The organism is Exiguobacterium sp. KKBO11, assembly GCF_001644945.1.
Lineage (GTDB): Bacteria > Bacillota > Bacilli > Exiguobacteriales > Exiguobacteriaceae > Exiguobacterium_A > Exiguobacterium_A abrahamii.
Genome location: NZ_LUCU01000011.1, coordinates 1,254,181 through 1,270,543, shown reverse-complemented (window position 1 = coordinate 1,270,543; position 16,363 = coordinate 1,254,181). Strand labels below are relative to the sequence as shown.

Below are 16,363 nucleotides of genomic sequence, written 5' to 3'. Positions count from 1 at the left end.
CTTTTTTGGCGTCTCCCCCATTCTAAGGAGGACGTACCTAATGCAAAACTGGAAAATGAAAGAAATCATGGTCATGATGATGCTCGCCGTCGCTTGCGGGGTCATCTATCTCGGTTGGTCAACACTCTGGTTACCGATGTCTGCAATCTTCGGACCAGTCGGCGCCAACTGGATGTTTGGGATCTGGATCATCGCGAGCCCGCTCGTCGCAGCAATCATTCAAAAACCAGGTGCCGCCCTCATCGCGGAAATCGTCGCGGCAGCCGTCGAGCTGTTCACGGGTAGTCACTTTGGTTTATCGGCTCTTCTCATCGGGGTCTGCCAAGGACTTGGTGCGGAACTCGTCTTTGCGATGACGCGTTATCGCCGTTACGACACCTGGACATTGATGTTATCGGGTGTTGGAGCCGCGATTGGTAGCATCGTCTATAGTCTGATCGCGAACGGATTCGGTTACTACACGACGACGACGTTGCTTGCGACAACAGGTTTACAATTGATCAGTGGTGCATTACTCGGCGGGTTGCTTGCAGCGATTCTCGTCCGTCGCCTTGTTGCGACCGGTGTCTTGAACGGGTTTGCGGCAGGACGTGCGAAACGGGAAGTCGCATGATTACTGTCGACGATCTCAGCATCCGCTATCCGGGTCAGATGAAATCGGTGCTCGATCATGTATCGCTGACGATCGAACAAGGAACGACCCTTTTGCTTGGACGCAGTGGGAGTGGCAAGACGACACTGCTTCATGCCCTAGCCGGACTGACACCGGAGACGATTGAAGTCGAACAGACTGGTACCGTTACCCGGTCCGGTTCGGTCGAAGTCTTATTTCAAAATCCAGAAGAACAATTCTGCATGGAAACGATCGGACGCGAAATCGCTTTTAGTTTAGAAAACCGGTCGATTCCACGTGCGGAGATGGAGGAACGCATTGAACGCTTACTCGCACTCGTCGGTCTCCCTCTCCCCTTCTCGACACCGATCGCGAGTCTATCCGGGGGGATGAAACAGCGCCTCGCGCTCGCCGCGGTCTTAGCGCTCGAGCCGACGATCTTATTACTCGATGAACCAACAGCCCAGATTGATCCAATCGGACAACACGAGCTGATGGCGTTGATCTTTCGGATTCAGAAAGAACACGATTTAACGATCGTCTTGATCGAGCACCAACTCGATGTCTGTTTACCTTACATCGACAAAATCGTCTTACTTGAGGACGGATCGGTGACTGCAACGGCGCATCCACAGGATTTGTTCCCGCAGGCGTATACGGAGCTTCAAGCAAAAGGGGTCGCTGTTCCCTCTCTGTATCCGTATACGTTAGAGACGTTACCCATAGATGGACCACAAGCAGCGCGACTTCACGTGCTTCCCTCAGTCGCTACAGCAGGCACTGCCTTGTTACACGTCGCTGCATTATCGACGAAAGCACCTTATCCACTGACCGATGCGACATTTTCCCTGAAGACGGGAGAATGGGTGATGCTGCTCGGGGCAAACGGCTCCGGGAAAAGTACGTTGCTTGCAACACTCGGTCGGTTGCTCTCGCATCAAGGAACATATCGGTTCCAGGAACGTCCGGCTCAGCGTTACTCCCGGCGACGCTTTTATGAGCACGTCGGCTATGTCTTTCAACAACCGGATCTGCAGTTTCTCAAACTGACAGTCGAAGCGGAAATCGACTGGAGTCACCGGGCAGCGACGAGTGACGAGCGCACAGCGTTGCTCGAACGGCTGGAACTCGCATCCGTCAAACAGCAATCACCGCTTGCGCTTAGTACGGGGCAACAACGACGACTCAGCGTCGCGACGATGCTCGGGCAGACGAAGGATTTATTGTTGCTCGATGAACCGACGTTCGGACAGGATGGATTGACGACACGGCGGCTCATGGAACAGTTTTTGACGGAACAACAAAACGGAACGACGCTCGTCATGGCAACACACGATATGGAACTCGTCGCCCGATACGCGGATCGTGTCCTCGTCATGGAGCAAGGGCGGATTGCTTTTGACGGGCGTCCGAGCGAGTTATTCGCTGACGTTCCGTTACTCGAACGCTGTCAGCTACAACGTCCACTCTCGTACCAATTCCAGGAGGTGAAGCGCCATGCAGACGAACGCGTCACCGTTCGCTAAACTCAATCCTGTCATCAAGGGGAGCGGATTGTTTTTGATCATGTTTGCCTTAATTGCAACGAATGACTGGGTCAAGACGTTGGTGTTCCTGAGTTTTGCTATCGCCTTGCTACTCCTCTCCGGATGGGCTCCCGTCGATTTCTTGAAACGGCTCGCACCTTACAGTCTATTATTCTTATTGACGTTCTGGATGATGGCGGCGTTTGGCAAAGGTACGAACACGCTCTGGTCGTTCGGTTGGTTTCATGTCACGTCGGAAAGTGTCATGCACGGCTGGTTACTTGCCTTACGGATGGCGACGTTCGTCTGCTTAAGTTTCGCTTTCGTCACGACGACCGATGCGACCCGGTTCGTGATGAGCTTGATTCACCAGGCAAAGGTGTCCCCTCGCTTCGCGTATGGGTTCCTTGCCGGGATCCGCTTTCTGCCACAACTGGTCGAAGAAGTCCGCGTCTTACGGCGAGTCCGAATGATTCGGAACGTGCACAGTCGCTTTCCTGGTGATGCGTTCCTATCAATCGGCTTACCGCTCTTCTCGCGATCGATTCAGCGGGCAGAACGGATGGCAATCGCTTTCGAAGCCCGTCATTTTTCAGCGGAACGGACATATTATGAAGTGCCAGTCGTTCAGCACCAGGATGTTATCTATCTCATGGTCATCCTCCTGTTCATCAGTCTTGTTTTTTGGCTATGATTATCGCCACCCGTATCCGGGTACATTCTAGCAAGACAGATTGAAGGAGAACGACATGAAACGAATCCTCTTGATTGGTGCAGGGCACGCTCACCTGCATTGCATTACCAATGGACCCACAGAAGACGTCGAGTGGCTGATTTTAAATGCCTCGACGTACCAATATTACTCGGGCATGTACTCCGGACTTGCTGACGGAACGTACGATATCGATGAGATCCGTATCGACGTCGCCGCACTGTGTCGCGCCAATGATAAACAGTTCATCGAAGAGACCGTCATCAAAATCGACCCCGATGAAAAGCTAGTCTTCGGTGCATCCGGCAGACGCTACACCTATGACGTCGTCTCGACGAATATTGGCTCGTTCGATTGGGCGGAAGACACGACACGATTATCGATCAAACCGAACTACCGGTTACCGGATACATTAAAGCGTTTGCAACAAGCAAAGCGTCCGGTCGTGATCGGAAGCGGCGCAGCGGCCGTCGAGATGGCGGCGTCCTTGAAAGTGGCGGATGTGCCGATTACACTGATCACGGATCCAGAGTTACTTTCAGGACACCCCGCAGCGGAAGCGATTGCGAGACGCTTACAAGAACTCGATGTTCATTGGATTCGAGAACGGCCACTGAACGAGGCGTCTCCTCTCCGCTTTTCACATCATCCACCAATCGAGTCAGATGCCATCATCCGCTTAACGGGTGCGAAAGCACCGGTATTGTTTGCAGATAGTAAGCTCTTCACGGAAGACGGGTTCCTACTCGTCAATGAGCAGTTGCAAGCGCTCAATCATCCAAGTCTGTTTGCTGCGGGTGACGCAGCGACCCTCGTCGCTTATCCCGATATTCCAAAGAATGGCGTCACAGCTGTCCGGCAAGCACCGATTCTGCTTACGAATCTCTTACGGTACGTCCAGGAAGAGGCACTGCAAACCTATCGTCCGCAAACGAACTATTTGACGATTTTATCGATGGGACCACGTCATGCAGTTTCAATGTATGGCAATCAGTATTCGACTCACCCGTTCGGTTGGTACCTGAAGCGCTGGATCGATCAACGGTTCATGCGGAAGTATCGCCCTTAAAAGTGTGCGCCGGCGCACGCTTTTTTCTGTACACAAAAACAAGCCATGGACGGGTGTCCATGGCTTGTTGGATTAGACGGTTTGATTTCCTTTAACGTACGAGAGTAACGTTTCGTTGAACTTCTCTTGTTCATCAAGCAACATACCGTGCCCACTCTCTTCGAAGACTTCAAGTCGTGCATGTGGGATTCCCTTTTGCATTTCTTCCGCGAACTCGAACGGACAAACTTGGTCTTTTTTACCGTGGATGATCAACGTATCGACTTTGATGTTCTCGAGTTTTCCACGTAAGTCTTCATCACGTAATGCGATTGCTGACTGAATCGTACCGTGGGACGAAGCGGCGATGCTAAGACCGTGGAACCATTGTTGAAGTGGTTCTGGATGTTCCTTCGCAAAGAAGATTTCCCCGAATCCTTTGAGCATCGACGGACGATCTTGTTTCGTGTCGGCAATCAACGCATCGACTTCTTCTTTCGTCATCCCGTATGGATAACCGTCGCGTTGCGTAAAGACAGGTGCCGCAGCTCCTGCGAGGACAAGTTTACTAACTTTTGAATCCCCGTATTGCAAGAGATAGGACAAGGCGATTCCTCCTCCCATCGAGAAGCCGAGCAACGTGACATTCGTTAATTTCAACTGTTCGATGACTTCATTAATGTCGGACGCCATCGTCTTATAATCGTATCCCGTTGCCGGCGCATCTGATTTGCCATAACCGCGATAATCGATCCCGACGTAACGGTACCCTTCTTCGACGAGCAAATTCTTTTGATACTCGAACATATTGTTGTTTGCCGGCCAGCCGTGTAAAAAGACGACCGGTTGACCCGATCCGACATCCTCGACATAAATTTTCGTGCCATCAACTGCTTGAATGAATGTACCCATCATAAAACCCCCATAAAAATAGATTGACTGTGCATGCATCTATTATTCCCGAGTCAAGAGATATCAAACATCTTAATGTTAAAGCATTATAGAAAATTCTGTCTATTATAGAAATTATGGTAAAATATAGTCACTAGGATAAAGGAGGTTTTTCATGAGACGCTATATACATACGGGTATTCTCGCAGGCGTAGTCTTACTTGCCGGATGCGGTAAAGAACAATACTTAGACCTTACATACGATGTTAATTACTGGGGCGGTATTTCGACTACCTTTGATGGGCAAGAGATACCGGATCTCCCGAAAAAACAAACCGCTGCTTTGTTGAAGGTTTGCCAGCAAAAACCAGACATGAAGCACTTACCTGATCGATATGTGCAACACGAAGGATTTGACTTATACTTCCTGCCTCCGAGTATCCAAGGGCGTGAGTTCCAACACGTCCGTTTCCTGTCAGACGAAAAAAAGGACTATCTGGCGTGTCAGCCGATTCGCCATGCGGATTATGCGGTCCATCAGATCAAGCGAAGTGATTATCCATTCGTCGATTGGTCAAAACAACCGGTTAAAGCTAAATCGACAGTCGTTCGCTTTGGACCCGTTCCAAAAGAAGTGACAGATCAACAAAAACAGGAAAACGAAGATCGTAAAGAAGTAAAAGAGCTCGGACGGTACCTTTTCCCGTCCTATCAACTATCTTTACCACCGGAAGGACAACTCGTCGTCTACATGAAAGAGAAAGGCAAAGATAAAGAACAAACACTCTTTGAGACGATCGAGTCACTATCCGGTTCCGAATTGAATTTAGCTTTTCGCGCTAGTCCGGATGGTGGTGTCCAACAATCGTCGATCGAGCTGATGTTCAGTGGTGACCGTGTCGGATTCCCTTCGACGATTCAAGAATATATGAATGGACAAGCCTATCAGATTGAGCGAAAGCAACTGCCGGATACGATTGCGACAGGTCAGACTGTCCAGTTCGCAACCGTTCGGCAACAAGAGGACGGAAAAGTCGTCCAAGAAACATCGATATATTTGCGTTTTAATAAAACCTACACAAAACCAGTGAATTACGATTATGGATTCCTTCAAGCATCCACAAGCGATTATGTCGGTTTCATCCATCAATCACCGAAACAGCTCATCGATAGCGATTATAAGTTCGTCTCAGCAATACCGGATCAACTAGCGAAAAAAATCGCTCAGGAATTAAAAGAGACCGACGTCATGGAGCCACAAGGCACAAAACTAAAGCAGAAAAAATTAACGTTGATGCGCGAAGGGAAAAGCCAAATGTTCGAGCTATTCGAACGAAAACGCGCTAAAAAGCTTGAAATCTATGTCGTCAAACCAGGATCAAAGAACGGTGCCAAGCTGTCAGGTACGACCAGTAAAGCACTTAGTGAGGTGCTTAATCAATGAACAAACGTTACTGGATCGGACTAACACTTGGTGCAACACTAGCATTAAGCGGTTGTCAAAGAGACGCACCAAACTTTAAATGGGATTACTTATCACAACTATATGATGGAGGACAATTTAGTGATCAAGGTCCAAGAACCTTGTCAGCGAAGGAACGAATCGTCATCCAAAAAACGTGCGCGTCGAAAGCGAGCGATGCACCCGAAGATTACTCTGTCGGCGGCATCTATTCCGTCATGATGGCGAATCCATTCGATGACTATGCAGGTCAAACCGTTCGTTACGTTCAATCCGGAAAGAAGACCTACTTATATTGCGAAACGCCATTAAAAAGTGGATATTATCCGCTAGCAAAGAAAGACGATGTCTTCAAGAAGACAGATCTGACTCCACAACGACAGGACTTTAACATGAAGCCTACTGTATTGAAAAAAGACGATCGGTTCATTCGTAATGAGAAGGTTGCCGATCACTCCGCTCGAACATTAGAGCTCCCAGGTTCAGGTTACCTTGTCATCGACGTGACGGATGTCACGAAAAAAGATTCTCGGACGACGATCTTTACGTACACGCATTCACTCACACCATTTACACGTGACGTCAAACTCTATCTCGTCTACAATCAACAATTCGGTTCGACTTATGACGTGATGGTGCGCTTACCCGAGTTATACGGTGGACGCCATGTGGAACGCCCGATTCATTCGATGAAACAACCGGGCAAGGTCCGGTTCATCCCGGGTGACGGGACACCGGAACATTACGGAACGCTCATCGCAACGGAGAAGAACGGACGCGAATTCCGCTATGAATTATCGATTCGACATACGATGGAACGACCGCCTGAACTTCAAGAGCCGGAACAGACAGCAGACGACGTCGTAGCGGATAACTTGGAAGTGACGCTATTCCATCAAGAGCAGTTCCAGCATATCCGTTTTGAAGAAGATGATTTTACTTCGGAAAAAGGCTTCGATTGGGACAAAATGATCATGATGACGAGTGATGAATCCGGAAAATTACAAAAAGCCATCAAGACGAGTGAACAGTCTGATGTGCGGGGAAAACGGGCGAAGTGGAAATACCTGACGTTCCGAGAAGGGACGAAAGGACAGCAATACGAAGTTTATCTCGACAAGCGTGTCAAAAAGACCGACGTCTACTTGAAGGATCCGAAACGTGACGTGTCGATTCACTTATCAGCAACAGGTCGTGACATCATCCTTCCTTTGTTCGAGCAATACGAAAAATGACTCACGCCATGAAGACGAGATGCTGGAGCAAATAAATCAAGGAACACCAGAAGATGAAGGCAATCCCCTCTTGCAACCACTCTTTACGCGTCAACGGTTCACGTAAGAAAGAGACGCAAGCAAACAGCAAGACGAAGAAGTAGAGATAAATGAAGCCACCGCTCGTCAAGAAACCGAAAAGCAGGATCATACCCCCGAGGACGGACAGGCTAGAGACGACAGGTTTACGATAGACCATGCGGTGTCACCTCGTTTCATCTAGTTTGTTAGAATATACCCAGATTACGGAAAAACACTCTAATCTATAGTTACAAACAACACCCCTTGAGAGACTTCCTCCCAAGGGGTGTTGTTGGTTATTCCGTTGCGGCACTGTGATCAGCGACGACCGCATATTCCGTGACGGTATTCGACGTCACGAGCGGTTTGACTTCGGACGTTCCGTTATCCCGCTTATGGTGCACGCCTTTGTACGCTTGACTCTCTTGCCACGCATGGAATGCTGCTTGATTCGACCACGTCGTCATGATCGTGACGATGTCTTCTTCTTCCTGACTGATATCGACGAGGACTTGCATCCGGTGGAACCCTTCCATCCGTTCGATTCCTTTCGTCGTCTTAAAACGCGCTGCGACTTGATCTGCTGCACCTTTGACGACGTGTAACTGGTTCATGACGATCCACATGTTCTTCTCCCCCTTTTTTCGTCTTCAGTATACTAGAAGTCACGGGTCGTAGAAAACACGGATGCGTTATCGCTTGGTAACGTCAAGCGTTGGATTGTCTCTTTTCCGTCTACGCTCGTCGCGATCATCTCGAAGTAGAGCGAATGCGGGAACGCATCCGGTAACGGTTGAACGGTATGGAAACGTTCCTGATCTGCTACAGACAATGAGCGCTGCATTGGACGTAGTGGTGCCTCCCCATCAGCCGTCGTCTTATACGGCTCGAACCGGATCGATTTCATTTGCTTCGAACCATTCATGCCGTAGACGACAAGGTATCGCCCTTCGTCCGTCGTCAACAAGCGACCTTCGAACCAATCCGTCTCCATCGTCTGTTTCGAGCGAATGATTCGGTCGATTCGTTGTGCATCATCGGTTTGTTGCAGGAGCAAAAACAAGCGGTCGTGCTTCGCTTCAAGATACGCGACGGCATAATGGTCAGATAGTCGTTCGACGAAGTAGACGTCGCGCGCTTCGATTGTCGTGTTCGTCATCTGTGTATATAACCGAGCGACTTGCTTCGCCGTAAAAGAAGCGGTCTCTTGACGTGGTTGCATCCCCGTCAGCGTTCCGAGCACGAGACCGAACAATAAGATGAGGAAAAGACGCCGTTTCATCAGTCGACCTGTTTGACGAGCAGATGATAGCTCATCCCTGGTGGATAATCATCGATTCGTCCGACTTCGACGAATCCCTGTCGCTCATAAAACGGAAGCGCTTGAAACGAGAACGTCTCGACGCGAATTCGCTGAACACCCGCTGCTCGTGCCCATTCCTCCAGTTGACGGAATAATTGGGTACCGAGCCCACTTCCTCGTTCCTCTTCGGCAACGAAGAACCATTCAATATGTAACCAGCCCCAGTACATTTCCCCTGAGATGCCGCCGATCGGTTGATCACCACGCGTCGCAAGTAATGTGACTGCTTGTGTTCCCTCGGAGCGTTTCGTCGCATGAAGTGGTGAACGCTCGACATTATATTGACGCACTTGCTGCCTAAGCCAGTCCTGTCCGTCCTCATTTTCCTTGAGTTGAAATTGCAGCATGTCCAAACTCCTTTCTTGGTATAGTAGTAGTGGAGGTGACTACGATGGAACCTACGTTCCAGATTGATTGTACGAAGTGTTTTGGTTTATGTTGTACAGCACTCGCTTTTTCGAAATCCAGTGATTTTGGTCACGATAAACCAGAAGCGACACCGTGTCGTAATCTTGACGCCGATTACAGCTGTCGTATCCATGACCGGTTACGCGACAGCGGCTACAAAGGCTGTACCGTCTATGATTGTTTCGGTGCCGGACAGCATCTGTCACAGCAGACATTTGAAGGCGATGATGCACCTAAGCGACGCCAAGCGATCTATGCTACCTTCCCGAAGATGGTTCATTTGTTTGAAATGATGTGGTACATAACCGACGGGAAACGTGATGTCACGCGTGACATCCACAATCAACTCGATGAGACGCTTGCTGCACTGACTCGGTACGCGGCATTACCAGCCGATCAATTTGAACGACTTGACTTGATACCGGTTCGTCAAACCGTCCGACCACTCCTTGAAATGATTGCATCGCGTGTTCAAGCTCAGTATAGCGGAAGACGCGACCAGACACCACGCGACTGGGTCGGAAAACAGCTACAAGGACGTAATTTCTCAGGTGCCAGTGTTCAGAATCAGTGGTTGCTCGCGACGAACTTGTCGCACAGTAACCTGCGCGGAGTCAACTTTCTCGGGGCGGATTTGCGAGACTGTAACGTCAAAGACGCCGATCTGACGGATGCACTCTTTTTGACACAGGCACAAATCAATGCGGCAATCGGCAATGCAGCGACGCAGTTACCGCGTCGCTTACTCCGTCCGTCCCATTGGCGTTAAACAGAAGCGAACGATAAGGAGGCACGTTTTCGGTCGATTGATCCGAAAGCGTACCTCCTTTTGCTTGTTATCGTTTCCCGAGCGTAAAGCCGTCAAAATAACGCCCGCCGAATGGTGCGAGATAATCATCGACTAACGCGACGACCTCTCGTCGGTCATCCGATTGATAATACAACTCGAATGCCGTTGTGTGTCGACTAGCATAGTCTTCGTCAAACTCCGCAAGAGCACGGATCGCCCACTTCCCTTGCCCGATGTAGCGACGATTGGCGCGAAGGACGAACTCGATGCTCTGTTCATATAAACGTGACGCAATCGCTAGACCTTCCGCGCGGTTCGTCACACTCTCGAAGTCGTCGAGCATATCACTTAAAAAATAACGTGCGCGCTCTTGTTCCGAAGTCGTCCACGCAATCGGTCCGTCCGCCAATTGTTGAACGGCTTCCTGACGGATAGATGCAAGTCGCGGATGATCCTCGATTGTCCAACTGTCAGCAATCATTCGTTGCAGGGACGGGCGACCACGTTCCCGGTCACTCTCGAAAAACGACTGAATCGTCTCAAAGGAATGGACGAATGCTTCGACCGGGACACCGTCATGGATGAACGACTCCCGGTACGCCTGACCTCGACTTGCTTCAAAAATGATCACATCGACATCTGATTGTGCGGTCGCTTGCCCTCGCGTATGGCTGCCGGCAAGTAAAACAGCACAGTGATTCGGGTACCGTGACGCAACGAGCGGCATGATCCAGTCGCACCACTCCATGCGTGTCCACTTAGTCTTCAACTTGTTCACCGATTCTGGAGAAGACGGCCAGTTCGTCACCCGGTACGGCAACGATCGTCGCGTCGGCTCGGTGTGGTGCGAGACCGATATCGATCGCCCACGATTCATAATATGTATCCGATCCGTTCAAGACGAGCGTTTGTCCGTTGCTAAACGTTAGGAATAAGTGCGGTGCCGTCTTTCCGATCCGGACACCGGTGATGCGTTCCGCGTGAAGCGAGACGATCAAGTGTAACATCTCTTCCTTCGTCGCATGGCGGACGACCCAGTCCTGTGTCGTCTCGACATCGCCATAAAACAGACGATCCGTCTCGATCCGAAGTCGTAGTTCAGGCGCAGTCGTATCGAACAAATTGATGAATTCGAGCGTGACGTAGCCTGCGACATGGACCGTCGCTAATTGTGTACCGATGAAATAGGTCGTCAAGAGCTGACGGGCGAGTTGATGATCTTCTTTGTTCATGATGAGCACCTCATTTAAAAAGAATGAATGGTATCGGGATGAGTCCGAGAAACTTACTTCCACTCAATTTACCACAAATTAGTCGATACGAACATGAGAAGAAAGGCATGTTTTCGGTTTTCTGGGGCACGGAGGTGAGAATACGGTATACTGATGAGGAACTGACGTCGATCGTGATCGACAGAGAGGAGCTCCATTCATGCAATATTTCTACATGAGACCCTATCCGGATGATCCAGACTGTTCTACGCAACAAGAGGAAGCCGACAAGATTGATGTGACGACACGTGTCATCGAGACGCATGATTCGGCCAAACGACGGACGGAATTAGAACAGATGCTCGAGACCCTTCAGACGGGAGACGAAGTCATCGTCACGCATCTCTACATCTTAGCAGACTCGACGCGGCACTTGATCGAGATGCTCGAGCACATGGAGACACGCGGTGCGACGCTGTGGTCACTCCGCGAACAGATTCGGACGAGCGAGCGTGCCTCCTTGTCGTTTCTTGAAACGGCACGCCACCTGGTCCAGCTGCAAAGTGACGTCATCAGCATGTCGACACGTGCCGGACTCTCAAAAGCAAAAGAACAAGGAAAGCAGACCGGTCGACCGCGGAAGCCGGATGAAAATGTCCGCCGCGCGATCGCGATGTATCAAAGTAAAAACTATTCACTCGCTGACATCCGCGAACAGACCGGTATTAGTAAAAGTACGTTGTACCGATATCTCGAAAGCGAGACAATCGATGCAACGGATAAAGGCTGACTCCATCATGGAATCAGCCTTTTTTTCAGCTATTTTGCTTTAAGGTGTTGCCGAGCCATTTTTGGAGGGCTTTTCCGCCTTCATAGAACGAGCTGTCTCGTAATTCATACGTATGACCACCTTGTTCAATCAAGTCGAGGAACGTATTCCCGACATCCCGGTTTTCCCATTTCCGCTGATCCGTCAAATACTTGAAACCGAAGTTACATTCGACGTTGAAGATGATGTGGAAGGGTTCCTTGAACGATTGGACGGCACGAATCATCTCGATCAAGATCATCCGTTTCGGTGATGACGCTTCGAACGTATCGAACAGTGTCGTCCGGCGTCCGTGAAACTCGATGACGCGGATTGCGCGACCGGTATCCGCTTTAAAATCATAACTCGTCCGAATCGAGACGATGATCTCGCGTTGGTCTGGTTGTACTGGCATGGTGTATCGCTTCCTTTCTCTCGGTCGATTATAGCATGGACCTGCTTGAATTTAATAGATATCAACGACTCGGTCTCAAGAAGGATTGTCGTAACCCAAAATTTGTCTTATACTAAAATTACCAAATACATAAAGGAGCGTTTTCGTGAAACATCTATTTTCGATACTCCTCTCGGCGAGTCTTTTGTTCACGGGTTGCTACTGCACCCTCGACGAACGGACGGACGAGCCACACTTCAAATCGCGTGCCCGCTCCATCTCCTCGTACCATACCTTCGACATCGAATATGCGAAAGGGCTACGGAAGGAGCAAGTCTCGAACCGAACAGTCACCGTGACGGATTCGAACGGTGAGCGGATGCAAACGGAGATTGAAGTCCTTGACGGCAAAGAGATCCGAATCAAACCGCCGCGCACTGGATACAAAAAAGGACGTCGCTACATAATCCACATTCGGGATTCGATCGACGCCCGCAAACAAGTCCATACGAATACGATTCGGGAACGAACCTTCACTGTCGACCGCTGACAGACAAGGTTCGTTTTTCATTTGGATCGAGCCGGAAAGACCGTATAACTCATTGAGATGACCCCATCGATCACGAGGACGAGTCCCCACAATTGTAACGTCCGTAAGAGACTCTCCGTCTGCTCAGCATCTCCCAGCCACAAAATCATCGCACCGAGTAACGTCCCACCAATTAAAAATGCCAGCACGTGCCGATAGAACCCGTTTCGCTCTTTACGTGCCTTTGAAATTCGCTCCCGTGATACTTGTTCTCGCAGGATGAACCGGCGATACATCCCGTCCGCCCAGGCAATCATCTGTTTCCCGAAGGCGAGTGAGACGCCGATATAGATCGCAGCAAGTCCGTGCGCGATCGTCGCTGTGCTGCCGCGACTTAAGTCAAACACCGTTAAGACCAGTAAGACAATATCAATGACCGGTGACATCGCCATCAATCGAAAACCAAGCTTCTCTCGCCTGAATCCATAACGCACGATCAGTCCGGCGACAATGAATACCCAAAATAGAATCTCACAACAGACGATTGCCCACGCGACGAGTTGCATATCAATCCTCTCCTTTTTTAATACGACTGTATCATAAAGATAACACCTCTTTCATCGCTTGACTAGTCTTTTTAATACATTCGTGCTAAAAAAGATGATATACTTGAGACATGCCAAAACAAGTCAATCACGAAGAACGCAAACGCCTCATCGCCGAAGCGACGTGGCGCACGATTTCTCAAGTCGGTATTGAACAAGCCAGTGTCCGGACGATCGCCAAGGAAGCGGGACTCTCACTGGGTGCCTTACGGTATTACTTCACGACCCAGGACGAGTTGCTCCGCTTCTCGATGGACCTCGTCCAAGAACGGGTCCAAGCACGCATCACAACCATTTTCGAGAAAGGAGGAACCCCGGAAGAAACGTTATGTGACGTCTTACTTGAGGTCTTACCTTATGCACCCGAGCATCAGCTCGAGATGCAGGTCTGGTTTCAATTCATGATGTCCGCGTATACATCGCAAGCGGCGGAAAATCCGGATGATATCTACCATATGGTTCAAGTACTGTTGACACAGATTCCGGACGGTACACTCCGAGCAGGTTTAGACATTGAGCTTGAGAGTGAACGGCTCGCAGCACTCGTTGACGGGTTAGCCTTTCATGCTCTGTTTCGACCAGAACGATTACCAAAAGAACGCCTGCGTCATGTGCTCGTCCATCACTTGAACGCCCTCTTCGTCCGTCCTTTAGCGATCGACGACAAATAACCCGCTGTTCCCTTTGCGCGCGAGGGAAACAGCGGGTTTTTCATCGTCTTGCTTCTACGAGAATCAACGATAAGGAGCGAATCAAGAAGAACGTCAAAAACGCTGCCCAGACGCCCTGATTTCCAAAAGTCGGTGTCAGCAGGAGGACGACCGCAAAACCAATTCCTGCTTGAATCATCGAATTCCGAACGGGTGTTGCTTCAACCCGCCCGGCAAAGATTCCTTCGTAGATCATCGCCCAACCGGCGAGGAGCGGTAAGATGATGATCCAGAAGTAATAATCGCGCGCCGCGTCTAGAATTGCCTCTTCTGAAGTGAACAACTGAAGGAGCGGTGTCTCAAGGAAGAGGAGCACCAGTGACCAGAAGACGACCGAGTAGAATCCGAACGTCCGTGCCAAACGGACACTCGTCCGGTATCCTGCCTGATCTTGATGTCCTCTCGCCCGACCGACGAGAACCGTTGACGCATGACCGAGTCCACCGAACCAGTAAGAAATCAAATACTGGATTTGTAGCAGGATCGCGTTGGCTGCGAGGATATCCGGTCCGAATTGTCCACCAGCACGTGTGAACCAGCCGGTGACGAGTAGAAGGAAAATCGTGCGAATGAATAAATCACGATTGACTTGAAAGAATTGACGATAGGCTTGCCATGCCGTCAAGGCACGCCATTCATCACGCGTCATCGATAAATGACCACGAATCAGGTACAGACTACAGACGACGATGCTGATCTCCGCGATGACGGTCGCAACCGCGATTCCAGCAACACCGCCATCCAATCTGTAGACGAATCCGATATCGAGAACGACATTGACTCCTGTACTGAACAATTGGACGAACAAGGCGTGCTTGACTTGACCGGTACCAATCAACCAGCCGAGTAACGCATAACCCATCAACACGAACGGTGCGCCGATCATCCGGTATGAGATATACGTCTTGACCGCATCTAGCAAGTCAGCGGGTGGTGCAAGTAAGTACAGTCCGATTTGCTCGAGCAGCTGTCGGAACAACAGGATAAGCAGACCGATACAAGCTGCTAGAAACAGCGGTCGGTAAAGCGACGTCCGTAAGGCGTGCACGTCATTCGCCCCACTTGCTTGGGCGCTGAATCCTGTCGTACTCACTTTTAAGAAACCGAACAACCAGTAAATCGTATTGAAGAAGACGGCTCCGACGGCGATGCCGCCGATCGCCCGCGGATCACCGGATTGACCGATGACGATGGTATCGGTCACACCAAGCAAGGGTGTCGCAATACTTGAGAGAATCAGCGGATAAGCGAGTAACCAGTACGTTTTGTGGGTCGGTTGTGCGTTCACCATGTTCCGGCCTCGACGAATCGTTGGGTATACGCACCACCTGATTCCAATCGATCAATCAAATCAACAGCGCGACCGTCACGTAAGACGAGTATTTCCGAACAGAGGCGCCGGATGAAATCAATATCGTGCGAGATCAATACAAGACTGACACCGAGTGTCTGCTGCAAGCGTTCCAGTAGCTCGATGATCTGCGCCCGAGAGACGACATCAAGTCCCGTCGTCGGCTCATCCATCACGATGATGTCGGGTTCAATCGAAATCGCGCGGGCGATCGCGGCACGCTGAATTTGTCCCCCACTCAATTGATGGGGCACTCGATCGAATAACTGCTCCTCGACCCCGACAGCAAGTGCGAGGGCTGTAATGAGATTTTCTTCTGACGTCGCTGGGAAATGCCGCAAGATCGGACGATGCCGACGAAACGGTTCAAGAATCGATTCCCGCACCGTCCATTCTGGGTTAAAGGAAGCGAGAGGATGTTGAAAGACGGCTTGAATAGCTCGTCGCTCGTTTCGGTGCCCACTCGGAAAAGCCTTTTCATGTAAGGAAATCAAACCATGCGTGGGTTTGAGCAGACCGAGAATCAATCGTCCGAGTGTCGTCTTGCCACTCCCACTCTCCCCGATGATGCCAATCGACGCCTTTTTCGTCACGTGAAATGAGATATTCGACAAGATAGACTGACCCTTTATCTGATAAGTAAGATC

At 50.2% G+C, this 16,363-nt stretch carries 21 protein-coding genes; 10 read left to right on the top strand and 11 right to left on the bottom strand.

From position 1 onward, the window contains the following. Window positions 1-40 precede the first annotated feature (40 nt). From AYO36_RS06670 to AYO36_RS06655, 4 genes are read left to right on the top strand one after another with little or no spacing between them, the layout of a single operon-like run. A complete protein-coding gene (locus tag AYO36_RS06670; RefSeq protein WP_023468342.1) occupies window positions 41-613 on the top strand; it encodes an ECF transporter S component in 573 nt (190 codons plus the stop codon). Beyond that, entirely contained in the window at window positions 610-2,139 is a 1,530-nt protein-coding gene (locus AYO36_RS06665) for an ABC transporter ATP-binding protein (protein WP_064299869.1), read from the top strand. Before AYO36_RS06670 ends, AYO36_RS06665 begins: the two co-directional genes overlap by 4 nt. Then, window positions 2,111-2,833: an energy-coupling factor transporter transmembrane component T family protein gene (locus AYO36_RS06660; protein ID WP_064299868.1), complete on the top strand. Its 723-nt coding sequence runs from the start codon at window positions 2,111-2,113 to the stop codon at window positions 2,831-2,833. The genes AYO36_RS06665 and AYO36_RS06660 overlap by 29 nt, the downstream gene beginning before the upstream one ends. Window positions 2,834-2,888: 55 nt before the next feature. After that, complete coding sequence (locus AYO36_RS06655; RefSeq protein ID WP_064299867.1) at window positions 2,889-3,920, top strand: NAD(P)/FAD-dependent oxidoreductase; 1,032 nt, start codon at window positions 2,889-2,891, stop codon at window positions 3,918-3,920. Window positions 3,921-3,992: 72 nt separating this feature from the next. Here AYO36_RS06655 and AYO36_RS06650 read toward each other — a convergent pair whose 3' ends face one another. After that, entirely contained in the window at window positions 3,993-4,811 is an 819-nt protein-coding gene (locus AYO36_RS06650) for an alpha/beta fold hydrolase (protein ID WP_064299866.1), read from the bottom strand. 154 nt (window positions 4,812-4,965) lie between these two features. Between AYO36_RS06650 and AYO36_RS06645 the strand changes: the two genes are divergently transcribed. Continuing rightward, window positions 4,966-6,234: a hypothetical protein gene (locus AYO36_RS06645; RefSeq protein WP_064299865.1), complete on the top strand. Its 1,269-nt coding sequence runs from the start codon at window positions 4,966-4,968 to the stop codon at window positions 6,232-6,234. Beyond that, complete coding sequence (locus AYO36_RS06640; protein ID WP_064299864.1) at window positions 6,231-7,487, top strand: hypothetical protein; 1,257 nt, start codon at window positions 6,231-6,233, stop codon at window positions 7,485-7,487. Before AYO36_RS06645 ends, AYO36_RS06640 begins: the two co-directional genes overlap by 4 nt. A 1-nt stretch (window position 7,488) precedes the next feature. Here AYO36_RS06640 and AYO36_RS06635 read toward each other — a convergent pair whose 3' ends face one another. The 4 genes from AYO36_RS06635 to AYO36_RS06620 form a co-directional block, all read right to left on the bottom strand. Next, entirely contained in the window at window positions 7,489-7,725 is a 237-nt protein-coding gene (locus AYO36_RS06635) for a hypothetical protein (protein WP_064299863.1), read from the bottom strand. Between the two features lie 118 nt (window positions 7,726-7,843). Next, on the bottom strand, window positions 7,844-8,173 hold the full coding sequence (locus AYO36_RS06630; RefSeq protein WP_064299862.1) for an antibiotic biosynthesis monooxygenase: 330 nt from the start codon (window positions 8,171-8,173) through the stop codon (window positions 7,844-7,846). A 32-nt stretch (window positions 8,174-8,205) separates the two neighbouring features. Beyond that, on the bottom strand, window positions 8,206-8,829 hold the full coding sequence (locus AYO36_RS06625; RefSeq protein WP_064299861.1) for a hypothetical protein: 624 nt from the start codon (window positions 8,827-8,829) through the stop codon (window positions 8,206-8,208). Then, window positions 8,829-9,257 carry a GNAT family N-acetyltransferase gene (locus tag AYO36_RS06620; protein WP_064299860.1) on the bottom strand — a complete coding sequence of 143 codons (429 nt, stop codon included), beginning with the start codon at window positions 9,255-9,257 and terminating at the stop codon, window positions 8,829-8,831. Before AYO36_RS06620 ends, AYO36_RS06625 begins: the two co-directional genes overlap by 1 nt. A gap of 44 nt (window positions 9,258-9,301) precedes the next feature. Between AYO36_RS06620 and AYO36_RS06615 the strand changes: the two genes are divergently transcribed. Next, window positions 9,302-10,087: a pentapeptide repeat-containing protein gene (locus tag AYO36_RS06615; RefSeq protein ID WP_064299859.1), complete on the top strand. Its 786-nt coding sequence runs from the start codon at window positions 9,302-9,304 to the stop codon at window positions 10,085-10,087. A 67-nt stretch (window positions 10,088-10,154) separates the two neighbouring features. Here the strand turns inward: AYO36_RS06615 and AYO36_RS06610 are convergent, their stop codons facing one another. Together AYO36_RS06610 and AYO36_RS06605 are read right to left on the bottom strand one after the other, a co-directional pair. Beyond that, window positions 10,155-10,877, bottom strand: a complete 723-nt coding sequence (locus AYO36_RS06610) for a nucleotidyltransferase domain-containing protein (RefSeq protein ID WP_231884658.1) — start codon at window positions 10,875-10,877, stop codon at window positions 10,155-10,157. Then, on the bottom strand, window positions 10,867-11,340 hold the full coding sequence (locus tag AYO36_RS06605; RefSeq protein WP_064299857.1) for a hypothetical protein: 474 nt from the start codon (window positions 11,338-11,340) through the stop codon (window positions 10,867-10,869). Before AYO36_RS06605 ends, AYO36_RS06610 begins: the two co-directional genes overlap by 11 nt. 199 nt (window positions 11,341-11,539) lie before the next feature. Here AYO36_RS06605 and AYO36_RS06600 point away from each other — a divergent pair, with 199 nt between their 5' ends. Further along, a complete protein-coding gene (locus AYO36_RS06600) occupies window positions 11,540-12,109 on the top strand; it encodes a recombinase family protein (RefSeq protein ID WP_064299856.1) in 570 nt (189 codons plus the stop codon). A gap of 25 nt (window positions 12,110-12,134) precedes the next feature. On the opposite strand, the gene AYO36_RS06595 is transcribed toward AYO36_RS06600, so the two are convergent. Beyond that, window positions 12,135-12,542, bottom strand: coding sequence for a hypothetical protein (locus tag AYO36_RS06595; RefSeq protein ID WP_023468357.1), 408 nt, complete (start codon window positions 12,540-12,542; stop codon window positions 12,135-12,137). Window positions 12,543-12,687: 145 nt separating this feature from the next. Here AYO36_RS06595 and AYO36_RS06590 point away from each other — a divergent pair, with 145 nt between their 5' ends. Continuing rightward, window positions 12,688-13,071 carry a hypothetical protein gene (locus AYO36_RS06590; RefSeq protein ID WP_023468358.1) on the top strand — a complete coding sequence of 128 codons (384 nt, stop codon included), beginning with the start codon at window positions 12,688-12,690 and terminating at the stop codon, window positions 13,069-13,071. 17 nt (window positions 13,072-13,088) lie between these two features. On the opposite strand, the gene AYO36_RS06585 is transcribed toward AYO36_RS06590, so the two are convergent. Continuing rightward, entirely contained in the window at window positions 13,089-13,616 is a 528-nt protein-coding gene (locus AYO36_RS06585; protein WP_058703384.1) for a hypothetical protein, read from the bottom strand. Between the two features lie 110 nt (window positions 13,617-13,726). Between AYO36_RS06585 and AYO36_RS06580 the strand changes: the two genes are divergently transcribed. Beyond that, window positions 13,727-14,326, top strand: a complete 600-nt coding sequence (locus AYO36_RS06580; protein ID WP_064299855.1) for a TetR/AcrR family transcriptional regulator — start codon at window positions 13,727-13,729, stop codon at window positions 14,324-14,326. Window positions 14,327-14,366: 40 nt separating this feature from the next. Here AYO36_RS06580 and AYO36_RS06575 read toward each other — a convergent pair whose 3' ends face one another. After that, entirely contained in the window at window positions 14,367-15,656 is a 1,290-nt protein-coding gene (locus AYO36_RS06575; protein WP_064299854.1) for an MATE family efflux transporter, read from the bottom strand. Continuing rightward, window positions 15,650-16,330, bottom strand: a complete 681-nt coding sequence (locus AYO36_RS06570) for an ABC transporter ATP-binding protein (protein WP_197484508.1) — start codon at window positions 16,328-16,330, stop codon at window positions 15,650-15,652. The genes AYO36_RS06575 and AYO36_RS06570 overlap by 7 nt, the downstream gene beginning before the upstream one ends. Window positions 16,331-16,363: the final 33 nt, after the last annotated feature.

Bases quoted from the DNA above. Each gene is read 5' to 3' on its own strand.
- AYO36_RS06595 (WP_023468357.1), bottom strand. From the start codon at position 12,542: ATGCCAGTACAACCAGACCAACGCGAGATCATCGTCTCGATTCGGACG.
- AYO36_RS06660 (WP_064299868.1), top strand. From the start codon at position 2,111: ATGCAGACGAACGCGTCACCGTTCGCTAAACTCAATCCTGTCATCAAG.
- AYO36_RS06605 (WP_064299857.1), bottom strand. From the start codon at position 11,340: ATGAACAAAGAAGATCATCAACTCGCCCGTCAGCTCTTGACGACCTAT.
- AYO36_RS06615 (WP_064299859.1), top strand. From the start codon at position 9,302: ATGGAACCTACGTTCCAGATTGATTGTACGAAGTGTTTTGGTTTATGT.
- AYO36_RS06635 (WP_064299863.1), bottom strand. From the start codon at position 7,725: ATGGTCTATCGTAAACCTGTCGTCTCTAGCCTGTCCGTCCTCGGGGGT.
- AYO36_RS06580 (WP_064299855.1), top strand. From the start codon at position 13,727: ATGCCAAAACAAGTCAATCACGAAGAACGCAAACGCCTCATCGCCGAA.
- AYO36_RS06575 (WP_064299854.1), bottom strand. From the start codon at position 15,656: ATGGTGAACGCACAACCGACCCACAAAACGTACTGGTTACTCGCTTAT.
- AYO36_RS06630 (WP_064299862.1), bottom strand. From the start codon at position 8,173: ATGTGGATCGTCATGAACCAGTTACACGTCGTCAAAGGTGCAGCAGAT.
- AYO36_RS06640 (WP_064299864.1), top strand. From the start codon at position 6,231: ATGAACAAACGTTACTGGATCGGACTAACACTTGGTGCAACACTAGCA.
- AYO36_RS06655 (WP_064299867.1), top strand. From the start codon at position 2,889: ATGAAACGAATCCTCTTGATTGGTGCAGGGCACGCTCACCTGCATTGC.
- AYO36_RS06665 (WP_064299869.1), top strand. From the start codon at position 610: ATGATTACTGTCGACGATCTCAGCATCCGCTATCCGGGTCAGATGAAA.
- AYO36_RS06600 (WP_064299856.1), top strand. From the start codon at position 11,540: ATGCAATATTTCTACATGAGACCCTATCCGGATGATCCAGACTGTTCT.
- AYO36_RS06650 (WP_064299866.1), bottom strand. From the start codon at position 4,811: ATGGGTACATTCATTCAAGCAGTTGATGGCACGAAAATTTATGTCGAG.
- AYO36_RS06585 (WP_058703384.1), bottom strand. From the start codon at position 13,616: ATGCAACTCGTCGCGTGGGCAATCGTCTGTTGTGAGATTCTATTTTGG.
- AYO36_RS06625 (WP_064299861.1), bottom strand. From the start codon at position 8,829: ATGAAACGGCGTCTTTTCCTCATCTTATTGTTCGGTCTCGTGCTCGGA.
- AYO36_RS06620 (WP_064299860.1), bottom strand. From the start codon at position 9,257: ATGCTGCAATTTCAACTCAAGGAAAATGAGGACGGACAGGACTGGCTT.
- AYO36_RS06645 (WP_064299865.1), top strand. From the start codon at position 4,966: ATGAGACGCTATATACATACGGGTATTCTCGCAGGCGTAGTCTTACTT.
- AYO36_RS06670 (WP_023468342.1), top strand. From the start codon at position 41: ATGCAAAACTGGAAAATGAAAGAAATCATGGTCATGATGATGCTCGCC.